Source organism: Bradyrhizobium sp. ARR65, assembly GCF_000472385.1.
Classification (GTDB): Bacteria; Pseudomonadota; Alphaproteobacteria; order Rhizobiales; family Xanthobacteraceae; genus Bradyrhizobium.
Genome location: NZ_AWZU01000015.1, coordinates 32573 through 53861, shown reverse-complemented (window position 1 = coordinate 53861; position 21289 = coordinate 32573). Strand labels below are relative to the sequence as shown.

The 21289-nt window shown below is 63.7% G+C and carries 17 protein-coding genes; 6 read left to right on the top strand and 11 right to left on the bottom strand.

The features are described 5' to 3' along the window. Positions 1-805: 805 nt before the first annotated feature. The 9 genes from F758_RS0118030 to F758_RS0117990 form a co-directional block, all read right to left on the bottom strand. Positions 806-1846: an amino acid ABC transporter substrate-binding protein gene (locus tag F758_RS0118030; RefSeq protein WP_024509171.1), complete on the bottom strand. Its 1041-nt coding sequence runs from the start codon at positions 1844-1846 to the stop codon at positions 806-808. Positions 1847-1900: 54 nt separating this feature from the next. After that, positions 1901-2497 (bottom strand): L,D-transpeptidase, encoded by a 597-nt coding sequence (locus tag F758_RS0118025; RefSeq protein WP_024509170.1) that lies wholly within the window; start codon positions 2495-2497, stop codon positions 1901-1903. Between the two features lie 151 nt (positions 2498-2648). Continuing rightward, positions 2649-2780, bottom strand: coding sequence for a DUF2474 domain-containing protein (locus tag F758_RS49635; protein WP_157450061.1), 132 nt, complete (start codon positions 2778-2780; stop codon positions 2649-2651). Beyond that, positions 2777-3787, bottom strand: coding sequence for a cytochrome d ubiquinol oxidase subunit II (gene cydB, locus F758_RS0118015; protein ID WP_024509169.1), 1011 nt, complete (start codon positions 3785-3787; stop codon positions 2777-2779). The genes F758_RS49635 and cydB overlap by 4 nt, the downstream gene beginning before the upstream one ends. Beyond that, positions 3784-5190 (bottom strand): cytochrome ubiquinol oxidase subunit I, encoded by a 1407-nt coding sequence (locus F758_RS0118010; RefSeq protein ID WP_024509168.1) that lies wholly within the window; start codon positions 5188-5190, stop codon positions 3784-3786. The genes cydB and F758_RS0118010 overlap by 4 nt, the downstream gene beginning before the upstream one ends. A 262-nt stretch (positions 5191-5452) precedes the next feature. Next, positions 5453-6064 carry a sigma-70 family RNA polymerase sigma factor gene (locus tag F758_RS0118005; protein ID WP_024509167.1) on the bottom strand — a complete coding sequence of 204 codons (612 nt, stop codon included), beginning with the start codon at positions 6062-6064 and terminating at the stop codon, positions 5453-5455. 288 nt (positions 6065-6352) lie between these two features. Beyond that, a complete protein-coding gene (locus F758_RS0118000; protein WP_024509166.1) occupies positions 6353-7090 on the bottom strand; it encodes a response regulator in 738 nt (245 codons plus the stop codon). Continuing rightward, entirely contained in the window at positions 7087-8835 is a 1749-nt protein-coding gene (locus F758_RS0117995; protein ID WP_024509165.1) for an ATP-binding response regulator, read from the bottom strand. The genes F758_RS0118000 and F758_RS0117995 overlap by 4 nt, the downstream gene beginning before the upstream one ends. Continuing rightward, a complete protein-coding gene (locus tag F758_RS0117990) occupies positions 8805-10721 on the bottom strand; it encodes a sensor histidine kinase (protein WP_245286528.1) in 1917 nt (638 codons plus the stop codon). Before F758_RS0117990 ends, F758_RS0117995 begins: the two co-directional genes overlap by 31 nt. 606 nt (positions 10722-11327) lie before the next feature. Here F758_RS0117990 and ugpB point away from each other — a divergent pair. The 5 genes from ugpB (at position 11328) to F758_RS0117955 (ending at position 15947) form a co-directional block, all read left to right on the top strand. Continuing rightward, complete coding sequence (gene ugpB / locus F758_RS0117980) at positions 11328-12632, top strand: sn-glycerol-3-phosphate ABC transporter substrate-binding protein UgpB (protein ID WP_245286527.1); 1305 nt, start codon at positions 11328-11330, stop codon at positions 12630-12632. A 592-nt stretch (positions 12633-13224) separates the two neighbouring features. Continuing rightward, positions 13225-13404 (top strand): DUF4089 domain-containing protein, encoded by a 180-nt coding sequence (locus F758_RS0117970; RefSeq protein ID WP_024509162.1) that lies wholly within the window; start codon positions 13225-13227, stop codon positions 13402-13404. A gap of 7 nt (positions 13405-13411) precedes the next feature. Further along, complete coding sequence (locus tag F758_RS0117965) at positions 13412-14809, top strand: AtzE family amidohydrolase (protein ID WP_024509161.1); 1398 nt, start codon at positions 13412-13414, stop codon at positions 14807-14809. 5 nt (positions 14810-14814) lie between these two features. Then, positions 14815-15213 carry an oxalurate catabolism protein HpxZ gene (gene hpxZ / locus F758_RS0117960; protein ID WP_024509160.1) on the top strand — a complete coding sequence of 133 codons (399 nt, stop codon included), beginning with the start codon at positions 14815-14817 and terminating at the stop codon, positions 15211-15213. Continuing rightward, positions 15210-15947: a GntR family transcriptional regulator gene (locus tag F758_RS0117955; protein WP_024509159.1), complete on the top strand. Its 738-nt coding sequence runs from the start codon at positions 15210-15212 to the stop codon at positions 15945-15947. Before hpxZ ends, F758_RS0117955 begins: the two co-directional genes overlap by 4 nt. Before the next feature lie 206 nt (positions 15948-16153). Here F758_RS0117955 and atzF read toward each other — a convergent pair whose 3' ends face one another. After that, the gene (gene atzF, locus F758_RS0117950) at positions 16154-17953 is read right to left on the bottom strand and encodes an allophanate hydrolase (RefSeq protein ID WP_024509158.1); all 1800 of its coding nucleotides are present in this window, start codon (positions 17951-17953) and stop codon (positions 16154-16156) included. A 225-nt stretch (positions 17954-18178) separates the two neighbouring features. Beyond that, positions 18179-19453 carry an NAD(P)/FAD-dependent oxidoreductase gene (locus F758_RS0117945; RefSeq protein WP_024509157.1) on the bottom strand — a complete coding sequence of 425 codons (1275 nt, stop codon included), beginning with the start codon at positions 19451-19453 and terminating at the stop codon, positions 18179-18181. Positions 19454-19819: 366 nt separating this feature from the next. On the opposite strand from F758_RS0117945, the gene F758_RS0117940 reads away from it, so the two are divergent. After that, complete coding sequence (locus tag F758_RS0117940) at positions 19820-20992, top strand: ABC transporter substrate-binding protein (protein ID WP_024509156.1); 1173 nt, start codon at positions 19820-19822, stop codon at positions 20990-20992. Positions 20993-21289 lie beyond the last annotated feature (297 nt).

Genomic DNA, 21289 nt, shown 5'->3' with positions numbered 1-21289 from the left:
CCGCAATTTAAGGAAAGCTCAATCCGCGAAAAGCGGTCAACGAGCTCAATGTCACGTCAAGCACCGCGGCGTACTGGATCGTCCGGTCGCGCCGGACGATGACGATCGAGATAGGGGCCAGAGAGGCGCACGAACCTGATTTGCCCGTCGCGTTAATGTGTCGCATGCCGTCGGGTTGCGCTGTCGGGCAAATCACTCTCATACCTTCCCGCGTCCCGCCTCGATGAGGGGCGTACGCGTCGTCACGGACGTTGAGTGCGGGATGCGGTGGACGCGAAGGTGCTGCCTGACGAGCGGCACAAGCGCGGACGGCGAAGTCGTGTGGTTCTGGCGCCCCATGGCTGGCGCTAAGGTCGCGACGATGCTTCTCGCATCGCGCGGCTGACGGTGGCAACAAAGTCTGGTTCACCGGGAAGAGCGCGAAGTAAGCCGTAAACCACTCGCGCAGGGAAGGCCGGCGTGACTGCGGCTGTACCTGTGGTTATGACCCGTGTGCTTTTTTTTGCGCATTTGCCGCACACGGGGCCATGGGTGCGGCGGGCACCCGGTCTTCCCTGCGCCCTCTGTTATCGAGAGGGTCGAGGTTCGCAGCACAACTCGGGCGCAGTGCGTCGCGGGAACGCGGACGCATGCTCATTGCTGATTGAAAGTCGAATCGGTGAATCTTGCTCTCGCGCGCTCAAACCTCTCCCCGTCACGGCGAAGCCCTTTGCGCGGGGATGACGGGTCGAACGGTTACCGCGGCGAAAGGCGTGGATGCCCTGAACACTCTCGGATATGGCGGCCGCGAGTATGTCACCTTTCTCTATCTGATCGGCGGCGCGTACTGGATCCCACCGGCATTCCAGAGCTGGTTCAAGCCGCGCGGAATGTGCAGCTTCGAGTCCGCGCCGATGTTGCGGTCGTAGACCTCGCCGTAATTGCCGACGTGGCGGATGATGCGCACCGCCCAGTCCTTGGTGAGACCGAGGTCTTCGCCGAAGCTGCCTTCATTGCCGACCAGCCGCATCACGTCAGGCTTCTTCGACTTCAGGGCTTCGTCGACGTTCTTCGAGGTGACGCCGAGCTCCTCGGCATTGATCATGGCATAGAGCGTCCACTTCACGATCATCATCCAGTCGTCGTCGCGCTGGCGCACCACGGGCGCGAGCGGCTCCTTGGAAATGACATCAGGCAGGATCATGTGATCGTTCGGCTTGGAGAGATTGAGCCGCAAGGCGTAGAGCTGGGAGACGTCGGCGGTGAACGTGTCGCACTGGCCGCTGTCATAGGCCTTGACGACATCGTCCAGCTTGTCGAACTTCATCTCCTGATATTTCATATTATTGACGTGGAAATAATCGGCGAGGTTGAGCGCGGTCGTCGTGCCCGACTGTACGCAGACCTTGCTGCCGTTGAGATCGAGCGCGGTTTCGATGTTGCGCGAGCGCGGCAGCATGAAGCCCTGGCCGTCATAATAGGCGACTGCCGGGAAATAGAGATCATAATTCTCCTCGCGCGACATGTTCCAGGTGGAGTTGCGCGAGAGGATATCCACCTTGCGGTTCTGCAGCTCCTTGAAGCGCTCATTGGCATCGAGCGGGATGAACTTCGCCTTGTTCGGATCGTCGAAGATCGCCGCCGCGACCGCGCGGCAGAAGTCGACGTCAAAGCCGGTCCAGTTGCCCTTCTCGTCGGGGATCGAGAACCCCGGCAGGCCCTTGTTGACGCCGCAATAAACCTCGCCGCGGCGGAGCGTGCGTTTCAGCGTGCGGGTATCGTAGACTTCATAGGCGACGGCAACGGCCGCGACCAGGACGGCAACCGCGAGCCCGATCGTCAGGCCGCCTCGGAATGTGCGCTTCATTTGCCCCTCGCAGTATGAGACGAAAACAGCAGAAACGGAAATGGAAGCCGCGCCTTACAATTCGGGCTTCTGCCTGACGATGACCTTGGTGCCAACGGGCACGCGGTCATAGAGATCGGTGACGTCGGCATTGACAAGGCGGAAGCAGCCTGAGGAGATCTTGGTGCCGATGGTCCAGGGCTGGTTGGTGCCATGGATGCGGTAGACGGTCGTGCCGAGATACATTGCCCGCGCGCCGAGCGGGTTGCCGGGCCCGCCGGCCATGAAACGCGGCAGATAAGGCTGGCGCGCGATCATTTCCGGCGGCGGCGTCCAGTCCGGCCACTCCGCCTTCCTGGTGATGTTGAGCAGACCCTGCCATTGAAAGCCGTCGCGGCCGACGCCGATGCCGTAGCGCACCGCCCGTCCGCCGGGCTGCACCAGATAGAGATGCCGCTCGGCCGTCGAGATGATAATGGTGCCGGGCGGTTCGGTGGTTCGATAATACACCACCTGCTTCTGCCACTCCGGATCGAGCTGATACGAATCGTCCGCCACAAGTCCGGGCTGGTCGCCGGGATCGTTCTGCTGCTGCGCGAAGCTCGGTGCAGCCGAAACCATCAGGCCGATCGCCGCGATCATCATCCAGCTCAGGTGACGAAACGTCGTCATCAAGGACTCTCCTTGTGGGATGCCAGCCAAATCAACGCAACCATCAAATCTCAGCGGCAGCTTGATGGCAAGTTGATGGTGGTGTCTGCGCGTAGGCCTCTACAAGCCCTTGAATCTTTCATGACAGCTGTAACGCGCAGCGGGGCAGCGCTTATTTCGCTCCCAGCCAGAGGTGCAGGATCAACGCGACGGTCGCGACCGCGCCGACTCCGGCCAGCCACAGCGCCACGAACCAGAGGAGGCGTCGCACGAGCGGTGTGGTCGGCTGCTCCGGAGCCATCAGTGATAGCCGCTGTCCGGCTTCACCTTGCCGCGGAAGACCCAATAGGCCCACCCCGTATAGCCGAGGATCAGCGGAATCAGCACGGCGACGCCGACCAGCATGAAGAGCTGGCTGTTTTCGGGCGCGGCCGCCTGCCAGATGGTGATGCTCTGCGGCACGATATAGGGATACATGCTGATGCCCAGTCCCGCATAGGACAACAGGAACAAGAGGAGCGACAGCACGAAGGGTTGCCGGTCCTGCTTGTCGGCGAGGCTCTTCAAGAGAGCCACCGTTACGACGGCCACCGCGAGCGGCACCGGCGCGGTGAGGACGACATTGGGCCAGGTGAACCAGCGCTGCGCATAATGGATGGTCAAAAGCGGTGTCGCCAGGCTGACCGCGGCGATCGCGGCGAGCATGCCGAACAGAAGGTACCAGCTAATGTGGTAGGCCTTCTCGCGCAGTTCGCCCTCGGTCTTCAGGATCAGCCAGGTCGCGCCCAGCAGCGCGTAGCCGACAACCAGCGACGCGCCGGTCAAGAGGCTGAACGGCGTCAGCCAGTCCCACCAGCCGCCGGCATATTGCCGGCCCTCGACATGCACCCCCTGCAAGATCGCGCCGAGCGCAACGCCCTGCGCCACTGCCGCAAGCCACGATCCGCCGCAGAAGGCGATGTCCCAGCGGTTGCTCTGTGAACGTGTACGCCAGCGGAATTCGAAGGCGACGCCGCGAAAGATCAGGCCGATGAGCATCGCGATCATGGGCGTGTAGAGCGCGGGCAGCAGCACGGCATAGGCGAGCGGAAACGCCGCCATCAGCCCGCCGCCGCCGAGCACGAGCCAGGTCTCGTTGCCGTCCCACACCGGCGCCACGGTGTTGGTGATGACGTCGCGATCCGCTTTCGCCGGAAACAGCGGAAACAGGATGCCGAGCCCGAGATCGAACCCGTCCATCACCACATAGACAAAGACCGCAAAAGCGATGATGAAGGCCCAGATGGTTGCGAGATCGACAGCTCCAGTCATGACGCGCCGACCTCCGTAGGAATGCCCGCTGCCGGCGTGATGCCGGCGCTACGGACCGGGCTCTCGGTGCTGGGCCCTTCTTCGCCCGGATGCGGCGGCTGCGCCATCAATCGCAACAGATAAAGAATGCCGGCCGCGTAGACCGCGAAGTAGACGATCACGAAGGCGAGCAAGGACGAGCCGACCGCGGGTACCGCCAGCGGCGAGACGGAGTCGGCGGTGCGCAACAGGCCGTAGACTGTGAATGGCTGGCGTCCGGTCTCGGTGGTGACCCAGCCTGCGATCACCGCGAGGAAGCCGGCCGGCCCCATCAGCAGCGCGAAGCGGTGCAACGGCCGCGACTGGTACAGCCGCCCGCGCGAGCGCTCCCACAGGCTGAGCAGGCCGAGGCCGAACATCAAAAAGCCGAGGCCCACCATGATGCGGAACGCCCAGAAGGTGATCGGCACCGGCGGCCAGTTTTCGCGCGGCACGGTGTCGAGTCCATCCATCGGCGCATCGGGGGAGTGCTTGAGGATCAGCGAGCCCAGCTTCGGAATGTCGATGGCATATTTGACCTTGCCGGCCGCCTCATCCGGCAAACCGAAGAGATAGAGCGGCGCGCCGTCCTTATGGCTTTGGAAATGGCCCTCCATGGCCATGATCTTCACCGGCTGGTGTTCCAGCGTGTTGAGGCCGTGTTGATCGCCGGCCAGGATTTGGATCGGCGCCGCCAGCGTCGCCATCCACATCGCCATCGAGAACATCACCCGGGGACCTGCGAGATGCTGGTCGCGCAACAGATGAAAGGCACCGACTGCGCCGACCACCAGCGCCGTGGTGAGGTACGCCGCCAGCACCATATGCACCAGGCGGTAGGGAAAGGACGGATTGAAGATCACCTTGAACCAGTCCGCCGCGACGAATTGGCCGTCGGCGTTGACCGCAAAACCGCTGGGGGTCTGCATCCAGGAATTGGCGGAGAGAATCCAGAAGGCGGAGATCAGGGTGCCGATCGCCACCATCAGCGTCGCGAGGAAATGCAGCCTCGGCCCGACGCGCCTCAAGCCGAACAGCATGACGCCGAGAAAGCCCGCTTCGAGAAAGAACGCGGTGAGCACCTCATAGGCCATCATCGGTCCGATCACGGGTCCGGTCCTGTCGGCAAAGACCGACCAGTTGGTCCCGAACTGGTAGGACATCACGATGCCGGACACGACGCCCATGCCGAAGGCGACGGCGAAGATCTTCAGCCAGTAATTGAACAGGTTGATGAAGACGTCGCGCCCGGTCCAAAGCCACAGCGCTTCCAGCACCGCAAGATAGCTCGCAAGCCCGATCGAGAACGCGGGAAAGACGATGTGAAACGTCATGGTGAATGCAAATTGGGCACGGGCCAAAACAACTGCATCCAAGCCGAGCATGCACGCCACCATCGTTATTGCGGGGCTGATTTATCACGCCTGCAATGGCGAGGAAATTGGACGTTGCGTCCTACTTTGGCGGCAGCGTGCGAAATAAGAACGACCCGGGAGGGGGGCATCCCGTCCGGGTCGTTGGAGGTCCTGGGAGGTCAAAGCGGTAAGTCAGCTGACGACTAAATCGATTGCGTACCTAAATAGCAGATCAATCTTTCAGCGTGATTTCGCCGATTGTTTCAATTGCTTCGTCATGCGTTCAACTTCATTAAGCCGCGAGGCTATCGACGCCTGCGCCCCTCAAGAGATCGGCGAGCTGCTTGCGGGCGTAGAACATCCGCGTCTTCACCGTGCTCTGGGGAATGCCGATGATCGCGCCGACTTCCTCCACCGACTTCTCATGGTAATAGACGAGGTTGATGATCTCACGGTGCGCCGGCGACAGTTTTGCGACGCAGGCGCGTAGAATCTCGTTGGTAGTGGCGCGATCGAGCGAGGCCTCCGGCGTGTCGGCCCCGTCGGGGATCTCGCGCACGTCGTCCTGATCGATGTCCTCGAAGCGCCGCTGCCGCAGCGAGGTCAGCGCCTTGAAGCGTGCGATCGACAACAGCCAGGTCGAAACCTGCGAGCGGCCTTCGAACTGGGCCGCCGTGCGCCAGACATCGAGGAACACCTGGCTGACCAGGTCTTCCGCCACGCTGGCATCGCGGACGATGCGCAGGATGAAGCGATAAACCCTCACATTGTGCCGGGCGTAAAGGATGTGCATTGCGGTCCGGTTGCCATCGGCAATGCCCTCCAGCAGCATCTCGTCCGAGGCAGCTTGAGCGGCGTCGATGCTCTGGCGGGCTGCCGCGTTGATAGCGACGACGTTCTGCATGACACTCTCCCCATGTGCCGCCTATGCCGCGGCGCTTCCTTGGGAAGAAAGTGTTAATCAGGCAACGTTTCCGGACGTCTGCACCGCAAGCGCAAAATGGTTTCGTCGGTAAGAGAATTGTTTCGTCGGACGCCTCGCGACGAAACATTCGGGGCAAAATCGTGAATATTTTCAATGCATGGATAATTGCCGCGGGGGACCGAAACAGATCGAAACACGAAGCTGTCGCCGTCGCGCAGCCCGGGACCGCCCCGCTTGCGGGGGGAGAGGGGCGCGCAACGCAGAAGGCTACGCCTTCTCCTCCGTCGGCGAGAACAGGTAGCCGCCGCCGCGAATGGTGCGGATCACCGCGGGCTTGGTCGGATCCGGTTCGATCTTGCGGCGGATGCGCATGATCCGCAGGTCGACGGCGCGGTCGAACGCCTCGCTGTCGCGGGCATTGGCCAGTTCCAAAAGCCGCTCTCGCGACAGCACCCGCTTGGGATTGGCGGCGAACACTTTCAGGAGCCCGAATTCGGATGCCGTGAGCGGATGCTCGTTGCCCTCCTCGTCGCGCAGGGCCTGTGCCTCGAGATCGAGCCATTTGGTGCCGAACCGCACCAACTGCTCCTTGCCGCTCTTGGCGGCCGCCGAGGCTTCCGCGGCGGCCTTGGGTGGTCCGCTTCGCCGCAGCACCGAGCGGATGCGCGCCATCAATTCGCGCAGCTCGCAGGGTTTGGCGACGTAATCGTCGGCCCCCAGCTCGAGCCCGACCACGCGATCGATCGGGCTCGCGGTGGCGGTCAGCATGATGATCGGAATGTTGGTGCGGCTCTTGAGGTCGCGGATGACGGACAATCCGTCCTCCTCGGGCATGTTGAGGTCGAGCACCACAAGGTCGGGTGCGCTGGTCTCGATCGCGCTGCGCAGGCTCTTGCCGCCGTCGCACAGCGTCACGGTGAAGCCGTGCATCTTGAGATAATCGCCGACCATCTCGCGCGCCGGCGCCTCGTCATCGACGATGATGATGTGCTGGCTCTGGCTCATGACATCTCGGTCGCAGGTAGAGTGATGGTGAAGGTTGATCCCTTGCCGGGACCGGCACTGTTGGCGGTGACTTCGCCGCCATGCATATCGATGATCCGCTTCACGATCGACAGCCCGAGCCCGGTCGAGCTTTCGCCCGCGGTAGGCTTGGCCGAAAGCCGCTGAAAGCGGCCGAACAGCCGCCCCAGGTCTTCCGGCGACAACCCGGCCCCCTCGTCGGTCACCCGGATCGCCGTACTGTTGTCCTCGCGGGTCACGACGACCGAGATCTTGCCCCCGACCGGGCTGTATTTGATGGCGTTGGAGACCAGATTGTCGATCGATTCGCGAATGCGGTCGGTGTCGCACATGGTCATGATGTTCGGCGGCGCCGATACCGTGATCGCCTGTTGCTTGTTCACGGCAAGCGGCTGGTTCGCTTCCACGACTTCGCCGACCAGGGCGGCGATATCGACGGGCTCGCGGCGGATGGTGATGTCGAAGGCATCGGCCATTGCGTCCGTGATCAAATGGTCGACCATCGAGGTCAACCGCTTGGTCGCATCGCGGACATGCTCGATCTGGGCGGTGATGCTCTCGCGCGAGGCGCCGGTCGAGATCAGCTCGGTGAGCATTTCGGTGCGCCCGAGGATGACGCCGAGCGGATTCTTCAGGTCATGGGCCACCGTGCCCAGGATCTCGTTCTTGAAGGCATTGGCGCGCTGCAGCCGCAGCCACTGCGCCGAGAGCCGCCGGTTGGCCTGCATCAGCGCCCGCGTCCGCTGCGCGACGCGGTCCTCGAGCTGGGTATTGGCTTCGTGCAGTTGCTGATAGAGGATCACGTTGTCGAATGCGATCGAGAGGCGGCTGCCGAAAATCTCCACCAGCGAGCGGTCGGTTTCCGAGAGAGGACGCTCGGCCTGCAGCAGAACGACGACTTCGCGTCCGCTTCCGGTGCGGACGTAGAGCACGGTGCGCTGATCGGCAAATTCGTGCTTGCGCCGCTTGAAGGCTGCCTCCACCATGGTCCGCAAGTCCGGATCCAGCGATTTGGACCCCGCGGAGCCGATAAAGCGGCTGTAGCAGCCGGAGCCGGCCAGAACGGCAAAATCGTCGCCGGCCTTGCTGCCGTCGTCGCGCAGCACGAGGATGCCGGCGCAGTCGACGTTGAGCAGCGATGCGAGCTGGGTCAGCACGCCCTCCGCCAGCCGCTGCATCGATTTGAAGTCGTAGAGCGTGGAAGCGGCGTCGATGATGATCTCCAGGCCGCGCCGGGTCTGCACCATGCGCTCGAGCTGTTGATAGCTGCGCAGCGCCGCCGTCAGAGAGGTGAACAGCTTATCGGCGGTAAGCTCGGTCTTCGCCTTGTAGTCATTGATGTCGTACTGAACGATGACGCGCCGTTCCGGCGCCTGGCCCGGTTGGCCGGTGCGCAGGATGATACGGACCGTCTCGTTCCTGATCTCGTTGCGGATGTACTCGACGAGCTCAAGCCCGGCGATGTCCGTCTCCATGATGACATCAAGCAGCACCGCGGCGATGTCGGGATGGGCCCGCATCAAGGCCCGGCCTTCCGCCGCGGAATAGGCGGACAGGATTTCCAGCCCCTGGCCATTGAGGCTGTAGTCGGAGAGCGCAAAGCGGGTGCCCTCGTGCACGGCCTGATCATCGTCGATGACGGCGATCTTCCATTTGCGCGCGGACGTATCCTCCGGAGCGGCTCCGGTGTCGTCGATCAGGTGGAGGACATCGTCCTGTTCGGCCATTGCGCCCCGTCTGTCTCTTCTGTTGCCCCGCCACCCTTGGCGATCCGGGGCATGATAATGCGAAAAGTGGTGCCTTGTCCCGGTCTTGACTCCAGCATCATGCGGCCGCCGAGCTGTTGGGTCACGAGATTATAGACGATATGCAGCCCAAGTCCGGTGCCGCCCTCGTTGCGGCGGGTCGTAAAGAAGGGATCGAAGGCCTGGCGCTGCACTTCTGGGGTCATTCCGGACCCGTCATCAGAAAAAATGATCTCGACATCGTCCGCCCCGCGCGGCCGCGCTGCTATCGAAATTGTTCCGGAACGGCCGTCGGCAAACGCGTGATTGACAGCATTGAGGAACAGATTGGTTAAAATCTGGCCGTAAAAGCCGGGATAGCCGTCGATTACGAGATTCTCCGGCACGTCGGTCTGAAGTGTGATCGGCGCCCGCTTCAGGACCGGCCGCAAGCTTGCGATGATCTGATTTGTCGCCTCCCTGAGCGGGAACTGGCGGCGTTCCGCGTGTGAACGGTCAACCGCGACCTGTTTGAAGGACTGAATCAGCTCGCCGGCACGGTGAAGATTGGCGACCAACTGTTCGGAGGCGTCGCGCGAAGAGCGCACGAATTCCTCCAACTGGGAGCGACGCAACTGGCCGTCTCTCTTCAGCTCGGCCTCAAAGATTTGCGTCCGCCGCGCGAGGCTGGAAGCGACCGTGAGACTGATGCCGATGGGGTTGTTGACCTCGTGGGCGACGCCGGCGACGAGCCCGCCCAATGCGGCTAGGCGTTCGGCATCGATCAGGTTCTGCTGCGCGGTGTTGAGCTCCAGCAGCGCGCTTTCGGCCCTTTCCTTGGAGGCGCGCAGTTCGTCCTCGGCCTTGCGTTTGGCAATGGCGTTCTCGCGGAACACCTCCACCGCGCGCGCCATGGCGCCGACCTCATCGCGCGCATTGGTGCCCTGCACCTCGCGCTCGAAGTCGCCCATGGTGATGGCGCCCATCGCCGTCATGATCTGCTGCAGTGGCAGGCGTATCGAGAGCGCGATCAGAACGCCGGCGCTCAAGATGATGCCTAAGAAAATCACGGCGATCGACAACACGCGGCGTGAGATATCGGACAGCGCGCGGTCGAAGGTTGCCTGCGCCCTCTGTTCACGTTCGCGCATCCTGGCCGACAATTCATCGACCGCGCCGGTGGCCTCGGCCTGGGTGGCGTCGATGGTGTTGCGCAGCAATTCTGTGCGGTTGGAGAGTTGCTCGGTCAGCTTGGAAAGCCCCTCGCGCAGCGCCGCCGTGCGCGCTTGCAGCCGCTGCAGCGCCGTCCGCTGCTGGTCGTTGTCGGCGAGGCCGCTCATGAGCGGAATGGTCTTTTCAATCGTATCGGTGTTGCGGCGGGCATCTTCCGCCGATGCGGTGGCCAGCGACAAATAATAGGAATTGGCGGCGACCAGCATCGCCGTGAACGCCTCGCGGGATTTGCCGAGCGAGGGCCAGATCTGCGCGTCGCGATGACCGGTGGCACCCTCGATCGCCGCATAGAGTCCCGCCATATCCTTGGCGGGCCCCAGCACCTGCTCCTCATAGGTCTTGGCGATCTTGGTTTGCACGGCGCGCAATTGGCCAAAGCCGTCGAGCAGGCGTTCGGTCGCGTGCTCGAGTTCGTCCACCGAGCCCGACAACATTGGATCGGTGGAAGCGCGCGTCGTCAACGTGCCGAGCACGGCCTCGCGCACCAAAAGGATCTCGGCGAAAAGTTCGGGGCTCGGTTGATTGATATAGCGGTGGATCAGGTTCTGCAGACGGCTGGTCTCGCTTTCCAGCCTCGCCAGGATCTTTTCGGATTCGCGCGCCTGCCGCACGTCCTTCCAGGCCGAGCCGAGTACGTTGGCCCCGTTCCAGATCATCCCGGCGAGCGCCAGCACGACCGCCGAGTTCAACGCTGCGATCGACAGGATACGCCAGCGGATCGGGACCGCCCGCAACAGAGTGAGGATGCGCAGGCGGCCCGCCGTGGCGATACCGGCCGACCGCTTCGCAGATTTACTCCGCCCGGAGGTCGCCACCACCAGTTCACTCCACCTTGCGGCTGCGTGTCATGAGTTGTGAGATCATCTCGATCAGACCGCCCGTTCGGCTCGGCGCCTGGAGGTGGAATCGACCTCGTGCCGCTGGGCGCCGCTGCGAAGCTCGCGCACGGCATCCTTCGTGCGGGCGCGCGGATGAGCGCCCACGAGTGCAACAGCCCGCCAAAGCTCGGCGCGGTAGTCAGCCAACTTCCAATCCCTCATGATGATGTCGACAGAGGTGGGAAAAGGTTCAACGGTCTTTGCATCTAAAGGCAGGATCAGTCTATTGTGCCGACCCTTATAGGGCCGTCAATGGCCTGACGGATCATTGCTTTCTTGAATTAGCCCGACGCTACCGGCGCGCGAAATATTTCCCGAATGCACGCCGAGGCGCGGGCCGGATTAGCTGCGGGAGCAGTTATTGTGAATCTCCTCTTCAAATCGCTGCCGGTCGCCTGCGCGGCCTTCGCGGCCGGGCTTGCTTCTCCGGCCTGCGCCGTCACCGAAATCCAGTGGTGGCATGCGATGTCCGGGCAGCTCGGGCGCCAGGTGGAAAAGCTCGCCGCGGATTTCAATGCCTCGCAATCCGATTACCGGATCGTGCCGACCTATAAGGGCAATTACGCCGAGACCGTCACCGCCGCGGTTTTCGCGTTTCGCTCGAAGAGTCAGCCGGCGATCGTTCAGGTCAGCGAGATCGTCACGGCCACCATGATCGCCGCGCGCGGCGCGATCTATCCCGTCCACGAATTGATGCGGGACGAACATGAGGCGTTTCCGCCTTCCGCCTACCTCCCCGCTATTGTCAGCTATTACGCCGACGCAAGCGGCAACCTGCTGTCCTTCCCGTTCAACGCCTCGACCCCGATCCTCTATTACAACAAGAACATGTTCCGCGATGCCGGGCTCGACCCGCAAGCCGCGCCAAAGACCTGGCCCGAACTGGGAATGGATGCGAAGCGGCTGCGCGAGTGGGGCGCGCCTTGCGGCTTCACCACCTCCTGGCCCTCCTGGATCAATGTCGAGAATTTCTCAGCCTTCCATAATCTGCCGATTGCGACCCGCGCCAACGGCTTCGGCGGCCTGGACGCGGTATTGATCTTCAACAACCCGCTTCTCGTGCGCCATATCGCGCAGCTTGCCGAATGGCAGAAAACCAAGGTGTTCGACTATGGCGGCCGCGCGCAATCGGCCGAGCCGCGTTTTCAGAGCGGTGAATGCGGCATCTTCCTGGGCTCTTCCGCAACGCGCGCCGACATCATCACCAATTCGAAGTTCGAGGTCGGCTACGGCATGCTGCCTTATTGGCCCGATGTCGAAGGCGCGCCGCAAAACACAATTATCGGGGGCGGTACCTTGTGGGTGCTGCGCGACCGCCCGCGCGAGGAATACAAGGGCGTCGCAAAGTTCTTTGCGTTTCTGTCGCAGCCCGAAGTGCAGGCCGCCTGGCACCAGAACACGGGTTATTTGCCGATCACCCGTGCCGCCTTCGAGCTCGCCCGCAACTCGGGCTTTTATGAGCGCAACCCGGGGGCGGCGATCTCGACGGAAGAGACCAGCTTGAAGCCGCCGACCGACAATTCGAAAGGCATCCGGCTCGGATCCTTCGTGCTGATCCGCGACGTGATCGAGGATGAGCTGGAACAGGCGTTCAGCGGAAAAAAATCGGCACAGGACGCACTCGATTCGGCGGTCGAGCGCGGCAATCGACTGCTCCGCCAGTTCGAACGCGCAAACCCGGATCGGTGAGGTTCGGGCCGAACAGGCGCACCTGAAATCATTCTGCTTATTTGGAGAGCAAAAACGCCGCTCCGTATGCAGCTTTGCGGGGCGCTCGGCTCCACGCGACCGAGTATTCGCCAATGAGATCAGATGTTTGGTCCCGGATCAGGCGGCGGGTGCGCTTGGCACGAAGCTTGCGATCGTTTGCTCCAAACCGGCTCTCGAACATTGGAGCACCATGAAGCATCGCGCCTTTCGCAAATCCGTCTTGGATTGGCCGCGGGTGCCAAGATCGACGCTTGAGGATTTTCGCTTTCCCTGGGGAGCTGGGGGAAGGGTGGGCGAGTATCGCAGTCGCGATACGCGTCCGGGTGGGGCATGTCTGGAGCGGCCCTGGCATGCCCCACCACGACCTGGCGCGCGCGATTTGAACCTGTGGCAAGCCCCCCCAGCATTCGCCTGGCATGAGCTATTTTGTCCTCTCCAATGCTTGGAGTGCCGTGCACGCGTTGCGCGATCGTGCCATTGTGATGCGCAGGGGACGAACCATCGAGCGGCAAGCGGCGAGCGCTGCCCGTGATGCGACGGTGCCATGGGCAAGCAGGAGAGGAGGAGAAACATGGCTGATCCGCTTGATGAGTATATCGACGCGGTCGCAAAGACGCTGGCGCTGCCCGTCGAGGAGGCCTGGCGACCCGCGGTCAAGGCCAATCTCGAAGTTTCGCTGAGATTGGCGCGAATGGTCGACGAGTTCGTACTGCCCGACGAGGCCGAGCCGGCCAGCATCTTCACCGCCTGATTCCGCGATGCCTGAAAACCTGAACCGACTTTCGGCCGCGCAGATCGCCAAGGCCGTTATCGAGCGCAAGACGACGGCGCTGGCCGCAACGGAAGCGGCGCTTGCGCGCATCAAGCAGCATGACCCGATCCTCAATTCCTTCACCGACGTCACGGCCGAGCGCGCGCTGGAGAGAGCGCGCGCGGTCGACGCCGCGATCCTTTCGGGCGAAAAAGTCGGCCCGCTGGCCGGCGTGCCCTTTGCGGTGAAGAATCTGTTCGACGTCAAAGGCCTTCCAACCCGTGCCGGCTCCAAGATAAATCGCGATCGCCCACCGGCGGCGCGCGATGCGACCTTGATCGAGCGGATGGAGGCCGCCGGCGCCGTGCTCGTCGGCGCGCTGAACATGGGCGAATACGCCTATGACTTCACCGGAGAGAATGTTCATGACGGCCCGTCGCGCAATCCGCACGATGTCACGCGGATGAGCGGCGGCTCCTCCGGCGGCTCGGGCAGCGCCGTGGGCGGCGCGCTGGTGCCGATCGCGCTCGGCTCCGACACCAACGGTTCGATCCGCGTGCCGTCCTCGTTCTGCGGAATTTTCGGGTTGAAGCCGACCTATGGCCGGCTGTCGCGGGCGCGCTCCTTTCCGTTTGTCGCGAGCCTCGACCATCTCGGTCCGCTTGCACGCAGCGTCACCGACCTCGCGCTCGCCTATGATGCGATGCAAGGACCTGATCCCGACGATGCGGCCTGCGTCGCGCGCGGAATCGAGCAGGTAGCACCGCTATTGTCGCAGGATATCGGCGATCTGCGCATCGCGCTGGCCGGCGGCTACTTCCAGAAGAACCTGTTTGCGGAGGCCGAGGAAGCGGTCGCCCGCGTTGCCAAAGCGCTGGGCGTCACGCGCACCGTCGAACTCCCCGAAGCGGCGCGCGCCCGGGCGGCGGCTTACGTGATCTCTACGGTCGAAGGCGCCTCGCTTCATCTCGATCGCTTGCGCAAACGCCCCGATGATTTCGACCCCGCGGTGCGCGACCGCCTGATCGCCGGCGCCATGGTGCCGGGATCGCTGGTCGACCGCGCGCAAAAATTCCGCCGCTGGTATCGCGCGCAAGTCGCCGAGCTGTTCAAAACCGTCGACGTCATCATTGCGCCGGCAACACCCTGCATCGCCTCAAAACTCGGCCAGGCGACCTTCGTGCTCGACGGCGTCGAACTGCCGGTGCGTGCCAATATCGGCATCCACACCCAGCCGATTTCGTTTATCGGGCTTCCGGTGGTCGCGGCGCCCATTCCGCTGGAGCCGATGCCGATCGGCGTGCAGATCATCGCGCCGCCCTGGCGCGAGGATATCGCGCTGCGCGTGGCTTTCGCGCTAGAGAAGAGTGGCGTCGCGCTGGCGCCGCAGCCAAGGGGATTCTGAAACGCATGGAAATCGATCTGCCTGAGGTCGTCGCGGAAGTGACGGCGCAATTCGAGCGTTATGAGAAGGCGCTGGTCAACAACGACGTCGGCGTGCTCGGCGAATTGTTCCGCAACGACCCGCGCACCCTGCGCTATGGCATCGGCGAGAACCTCTATGGCTATGGCGAGATCAACGCATTCCGCGCGGCGCGCTCGCCGGTCGGGCTGATGCGCAAGACCGCGAAGACGCTGATCACCACCTACGGCCGGGACACCGCGGTGGCCTCGACACTATTCTATCGTGACAGCGCGCCGGGGAAGGTGGGTCGGCAGATGCAGACCTGGATCCGCTTCCCGGAAGGCTGGAGAATCGTCGCGGCTCATGTCAGCATCATCGACGAACCGAAGGTTGCGACCATATGAGCCTTGACGATCTTCCGGCGGACAGTCCGCCACGTCCGAAAGCCGTGGGCGCGACGGTGGTCCGGCGCGTCGATCGCACGTCCGGCGTGGCCGAGAAGATCACTCGGGCAGAAGAGCTGCGCCTGCAGCTTGCGGACGAGATCGTCCGTGGCACCTTGCGGCCGGGCTCGCCGCTCGACGAAACCGAGCTTGCGCGGCGCTTCAACGTGTCGCGCACGCCGGTGCGCGAAGCGCTGCGCCAACTCGCAGCTAGCGGCCTGGTCGACGCGCGGGCCCATCGCGGCGCTGTGGTGGCGCGTCCCTCGATCCAACGTTTGACCGGGATGTTCGAAGCCATGGCGGAGCTGGAAGCGATCTGCGCGGGCCTCGCTGCCGAGCGCATGACGCCCACCGAGCGGCACAGTCTGGAAGCCGTTCACGAGGAATTGCGGGTCTTGAGCCATGCCGGCAACCCGGAGCGGTTTCACGAGGTCAATGAGCGCTTCCACAACGCGATCTATGCCGGCTCGCAAAACGCGTACATTGCCGAAATGACGCTCGCGACGCGGGTGCGGGTGCAGCCGTTCCGCCGCGCCCAGTTCCGCAATCTCGGACGGCTCGCCAAATCGCACGCCGAGCATGATCGTGTGGTCGTCGCGATCATGCGCGGCGACAAAGCGGGGGCCGCGGCCGCCATGCGCGCCCATATCGAGCTGGTCCGCGACGAATACGAGATCTACGCGGTGTCGGTGTAGCCTCCTTCTCCGCCGTTCTTTCGCATCATTCTTTCACGGTCACTCCGGGACGGTGCGAAGGGCCGAACCCGGAATCTCGAGATTCCGGGTAAGGCTTTGATCGATTACGAAAAGAAGAACGAAGCGGCCTGGCGCAAATCGGCATAGAGCGCTTGACCTCTCCCCGCAAGCGCGGGGCGAGGGAGCGTAGCCCTCGACTGGCTGCTCTATACCGCCGCCGCTTCCGCCATATACGCGCGCCAGCCGCCAAAGGCGGAGATATCGCGGGCGCCGTCGAGCGCGGCGGATTCGACGAGAAAGCCTTTTACATTGCGTCCGTCGGCGAGCCTGACCGTGCCGATCGAGAGCGGCGGCGGGACCGCGGCGACGAACTTGCCGAAGCCGGCGGCCGACAGCGACCAGATCTCCAGCTCGACGGCCGCGCCTGCGCCGGCTTCCACACGCAGCATGCCGGGCCGCGGCGGGACTGTGTCGAGTGCATAAAGCCTGTAGTCGGGCGCGGTGACGGCGGTCTCGACCAAGCGCGCGCTCAACGCCCTCAATTCTCCATTCAGTGCCATGCCTGACATGTGTGCGCCCGCCACCGAAATCTCGATGTCGTCGTGGGCCGCTGGCGCCGGCAATGGCGCAAGCGGCGGCTGCATCACGCCCCTGGCCCCGAGGGGGAGTAGGGTGTCGGCATGGAAGACGCGCCCGATGCCGGCAAGCAGCGCGTCGTGCCCGGCCGGCGCGAGCAGTGTAATGCCGAACGGTGCGCCGTCGGCCCTGAAGGAGGCCGGCACCGCGAGCGCGCAGAGATCGAGCAGATTGACAAAATTGGTGTAGGTGCCGAGCCGGCTGTTGAGCAGGACCGGATCGGCCAGCGCCTGCGCGGTCGAATAGACGGTTGGCATGGTCGGCAGCACCATCGCGTCGAAATCGGTAAGGATGCGCTCGGCGATCTTGCGCAGGCCCTGCAGTCGATACAACGCGGAAAACGTCTCGGCCGCGGTGAGCCGCGCGCCTGGCGCGACGATGTCCCGCGTCACCGGATGGATCGCATCAGGCGATGACGCCAGCAGATTGCGGATCGCGACATAGCGCTCGGCGACCCACGGCCCCTCATAAAGCAGCCGTGCCGTCTCGTAGAACGGCTCCATGTCGAATTCGACGATCCCGGCGCCGAGCGCGGTGAAGCGCCTCAGCGCCTGTCGATAGGCCGTCTCCTGCGCCTTGTCGCCAAAGAAGATCAATTGCCCTTCGCGCGGCACGCCGAGGCGGAGATTGGCGGGAATTGGCGTGATGTCACCGAGCGGCCGGTCGCGCGAGAACGGATCGGCGGGATCCGGGCCCGCCATCACCGCAAGCGCAGTGACCGCATCGTCGACGGTGAGCGAAAAGATCGAGACGCAGTCGAGTGTCCTGCAGGCCGGGATCACGCCGGCGGTCGAGATCATGCCGAGGCTCGGCTTCAAGCCGATAACATTGTTGAGCAGCGCCGGCACGCGGCCCGAGCCCGCGGTGTCGGTGCCGAGCGCAAGCGGCACCAGGCCCGCGGCGACGGCCACCGCCGATCCCGAGCTCGATCCGCCCGGCAAGAGATCGCCGCGCACCGGGTTCTTCGGAATGCCATAAGGCGAGCGCACGCCGACGAGCCCCGTGGCGAACTGATCGAGATTGGTCTTGCCGATGATGACGGCACCCGCCGCGCGCAGCCGCGTCACTGCGGTTGCGTCACGCGTCGGCGAATAGGAGAAGGCCGGGCAGGCGGCGGTGGTCGGCAGGCCCAGCACGTCGATATTGTCCTTCACCGCGACGGGCACGCCGTAGAGCGGCAGCTCCGCGGCATCCCTGCGGGCCATCAGGCGTTCGGCCTCGGCGATCGCCTCCTTCTCGTCGCGGAGCGAGATGAAGATCGCGGGATCGTCGTGCGCGCGGATACGGACAAAGCTGCGCGCGACCGTTTGCGCAGGCGTGAGGTTGCCGGTGCGATGCGCGGCGATGATCGCAGCAACGGTTTCGGTCACGCAACACTCCGAAAGAGGCCGGGCGGCATTGCCATCGCTCTCAGGTCCCGGACTAAAATGCCCTCCGACATGAAGCAAGGGATGTGCCATGTGTTCAATGGCGATCACCGGGGCGGCTGCGAAAATTGCGGCTTGGCCTCAGATGCTTGGCCAGCGTTTGCGGGACGCAACCGTCGCCTGGGCGTCACGCCGCAGCCCCTGCCATTGCTCAGTCTCCGAGCAGCTTTACGTCGTCACCTTGCTGCTGCCCTGAGTGATCAGACGCGCCGCGCGCTGGTCGCGGACGTAGATCCAGAGCCAGCTAAGCGCGACGGCGAGCCGGTGTCGCAGGCCGATCAGGAAGTAGATGTGCGCGACGCCCCAGATCCACCAGGCAATCGCGCCGCGCAGCTTGATGCGGCCGAAATCGATCACCGCAAGCCGCTTGCCGATCTGGGCGAGGCTGCCGGCATGTTTGTAGCGGAACGCCCCCATCTTGTCGCCGCGCAGGCGCGCCTTGATCAGTTCGGCAACGTAGCGTCCCTCCTGCTTGGCGGCGGGCGCGATGCCGGGCACCGGCTTGCCGTCCCATGCACTGATGGTCACGGTGTCGCCAATGGCGAAGATCTCGGGATGATCCGGCACCGTGAGGTCGGGCTCGACTTGCACCCGGCCGGCACGGTCGGCCGGCGCCCCCAGCCATTCGGCGGCGGGCGAGGCGCGCACGCCGGCCGCCCAGATGATGGTCTTGGCTTTCAATTGCTTGCCGCCATAGACCACGCCGTCGCGTGTGCATTCGGTCACGGGCTGGTTCAGCACCACCTCGACGCCGATGCGCTCCAGCGACGCTTTCGCATAGGTCGACAGGTCGTCGGCAAAGCCCGCGAGCACCCGCGGTCCCGCCTCGATCAGCACGACGCGCGCCTTGCGCGTATCGATATTGCGGAAATCCCCGGGCAGCGTGTGCTGCGCGAGTTCGGCGATGGTGCCGGCAAGTTCGACACCGGTCGGGCCGCCGCCGACGATCACGAAGGTCAGGCGTGCCGCGCGCCGCTCCGGATCCGTTTCGCGTTCGGCGCGCTCGAACGCCACCAGGATGCGGCGTCGGATCGTGGTGGCGTCCTCCAGCGTTTTCAGGCCGGGCGCATAGGTCTCCCATTCGTCATGGCCGAAATAGGCGTGGCGCGCGCCGGTGGCGAGGACGAGGGTGTCGTACGGCACAGCGGCGCCGTCCTCGAGCAGCACGCGGCGGTTGGCCGCATCCACGCCGCTGACGGTAGCGAACAATGTCGTGACCTCACGCCGCTCGTGCATGAGATAGCGTATCGGCCAGGCGATGTCCGACGTCGCGAGGGAGGCGGTGGCGACCTGGTACAGCAGCGGCTGAAACAGATGGTGGTTGCGGCGGTCGATCATGGTGATCGCCACGGGCGCGCCCTTGAGCCGATAGGCCGTCTCCAGCCCGCCAAAACCGGCGCCGACGATGACCACCCTATGCGGATTTTGCAGTGTCGCTGTCATGGCGGTGGCCTTTAATCTGGAATCTGGGAGTTGCTGACTGCCTTTTATTTAAGGACGCGCCGCCGCCTTCGGTCCATGCCGGTTTTGCGAATTCACCCGACGAACCCGAGGGAACATCGCCTCGCCCGCGGTGCTGCATCGCACCGCAACTAGCACTATAATTCTTGCCACGGCCCGCGAGCACGAATTATGGTGCAGGCGGTGCTGAGCCGAAGGTGTTACGGAAGACCTTCGCTTGGTGCTTGCTGCCGGGGCGAGATTTCGCGCACAAAACAACAAGGGATCCGCCAGCCAGCGGCAGACTGCCGCTCGCGACCAGGTGGGGCCGGTGGTAGCTTGAGGTCGATAGAGGGAGGGGAAATCACCATGAAAACGGCATTTTGGCTGGCGGGCGCGGCCGCGCTGGCGCTCGCAGGCCCGGCGTTCGCACGCGATACGATCAAGATCGGCTTCGTCTCGACGTTCAGCGGTCCGACCGCCGTGATCGGCAACGACATGCGCAATTCCTTCGAGCTCGCACTCGATCATCTGGGACGCAAGATGGCCGGCAAGCCGGTCGAAGTGATCTACGAGGACGACCAGCAGAAGCCGGATGTCGGCAAGCAGAAGACGGAAAAGCTGGTGCAGTCCGATAAGGTCGACTTCATCGCCGGCTACATCTGGTCGAACGTGCTGCTCGCCTCGCTGAAGAGCGCGGTCGACTCGCAGACCTTCCTGATCTCGGCCAACGCCGGGCCCTCGCAGCTCGCCGGCGAATTGTGTTCGCCTTATGTGTTCTCGACCTCCTGGCAGAACGACCAGACGCCTGCGGCCATGGGCCTCTACATGAATCAGAAGGGCGTGAAATCGGTATTCCTGATCGGCCCGAATTACGCCGCCGGCAAGGACATGCTCGCCGGCGTGAAGAGCACCTTCAAAGGCGAGGTGGTGGGCGAGGAGTATACGGTGTGGCCGAGCCAGCTCGACTTCTCCGCCGAACTCACCAAGGCGCGCAATTCCGGCGCTCAGGCGATCTTCGTGTTCTATCCCGGCGCTGCCGGCGTGCAATTCCTCAATCAATATGCCCAGGCCGGCCTCAAGCAGCAGATGCCGCTCTACACCGCCTTCACCATCGACGAATTGTCGCTGCCGCTGCAGAAGGACAACGCGTTAGGGGTGCCGGGCGCGCAGGAATGGGTCAACGACCTGCCCAATGAGCAGAACAAGCGCTTCGTCGAGGACTATCGCAAGAAATATCCGAACCTGCGCCCGACCTATTACGGCGCGCAGGCCTATGACGCGGCGCAACTCATCAACAGCGCGGTGGTCGCGGTGAACGGCGACACCTCCAAGAAGGACGCCATGAAGGCGGAGATGGAGAAGGCGAACTTCAAGTCGCTGCGCGGCTCCTTCAAATACGGCAACAATCACATCCCGATCCAGAATTTCTATCTGCAGGACGTGGTCAAGGACGCCAATGGCGAATTGTCACTGAAAACGGTTGCCACCATTGTCAAGGACGACCAGGACCGCTTCCATGACAAGTGTCCGATGAAGTGAGCACGGATCTTGCTTATGGCAGCAGCGACGCCTTTTGAGCGCCGCCTCCTTTGCAAGATCGTGATCGCTTTTGATTCAATCGGTCCGCCCGCGTGCTCGATTCACCTCGCCCCGCTTGTGGGGAGAGGTCGAAGCCGAAGGCCTCGGGTGAGGGGGACTCTCCGCGAGCTCAGTGCGTGGAGAATCCCCTCACCCCGACCCTCTCAGCGCGAGCTTTGCTCGTCGCGGCCCCGCAAGCGGGGCGGGGGAGCGCGCCGACCGCGCCGATAGTGCGATCTAATCTCATCACGCTCCAGG

Coding starts and splice junctions, on each gene's coding strand:
- F758_RS0118030 (WP_024509171.1), bottom strand. CDS start 1,846: ATGAAGCGCACATTCCGAGGCGGCCTGACGATCGGGCTCGCGGTTGCC.
- F758_RS0118025 (WP_024509170.1), bottom strand. CDS start 2,497: ATGACGACGTTTCGTCACCTGAGCTGGATGATGATCGCGGCGATCGGC.
- cydB (WP_024509169.1), bottom strand. CDS start 3,787: ATGACTGGAGCTGTCGATCTCGCAACCATCTGGGCCTTCATCATCGCT.
- F758_RS0118010 (WP_024509168.1), bottom strand. CDS start 5,190: ATGCTCGGCTTGGATGCAGTTGTTTTGGCCCGTGCCCAATTTGCATTC.
- F758_RS0118005 (WP_024509167.1), bottom strand. CDS start 6,064: ATGCAGAACGTCGTCGCTATCAACGCGGCAGCCCGCCAGAGCATCGAC.
- F758_RS0118000 (WP_024509166.1), bottom strand. CDS start 7,090: ATGAGCCAGAGCCAGCACATCATCATCGTCGATGACGAGGCGCCGGCG.
- F758_RS0117995 (WP_024509165.1), bottom strand. CDS start 8,835: ATGGCCGAACAGGACGATGTCCTCCACCTGATCGACGACACCGGAGCC.
- F758_RS0117990 (WP_245286528.1), bottom strand. CDS start 10,721: ATGATCTGGAACGGGGCCAACGTACTCGGCTCGGCCTGGAAGGACGTG.
- F758_RS0117970 (WP_024509162.1), top strand. CDS start 13,225: ATGGCTGATCCGCTTGATGAGTATATCGACGCGGTCGCAAAGACGCTG.
- F758_RS0117965 (WP_024509161.1), top strand. CDS start 13,412: ATGCCTGAAAACCTGAACCGACTTTCGGCCGCGCAGATCGCCAAGGCC.
- hpxZ (WP_024509160.1), top strand. CDS start 14,815: ATGGAAATCGATCTGCCTGAGGTCGTCGCGGAAGTGACGGCGCAATTC.
- F758_RS0117955 (WP_024509159.1), top strand. CDS start 15,210: ATGAGCCTTGACGATCTTCCGGCGGACAGTCCGCCACGTCCGAAAGCC.
- F758_RS0117945 (WP_024509157.1), bottom strand. CDS start 19,453: ATGACAGCGACACTGCAAAATCCGCATAGGGTGGTCATCGTCGGCGCC.
- F758_RS0117940 (WP_024509156.1), top strand. CDS start 19,820: ATGAAAACGGCATTTTGGCTGGCGGGCGCGGCCGCGCTGGCGCTCGCA.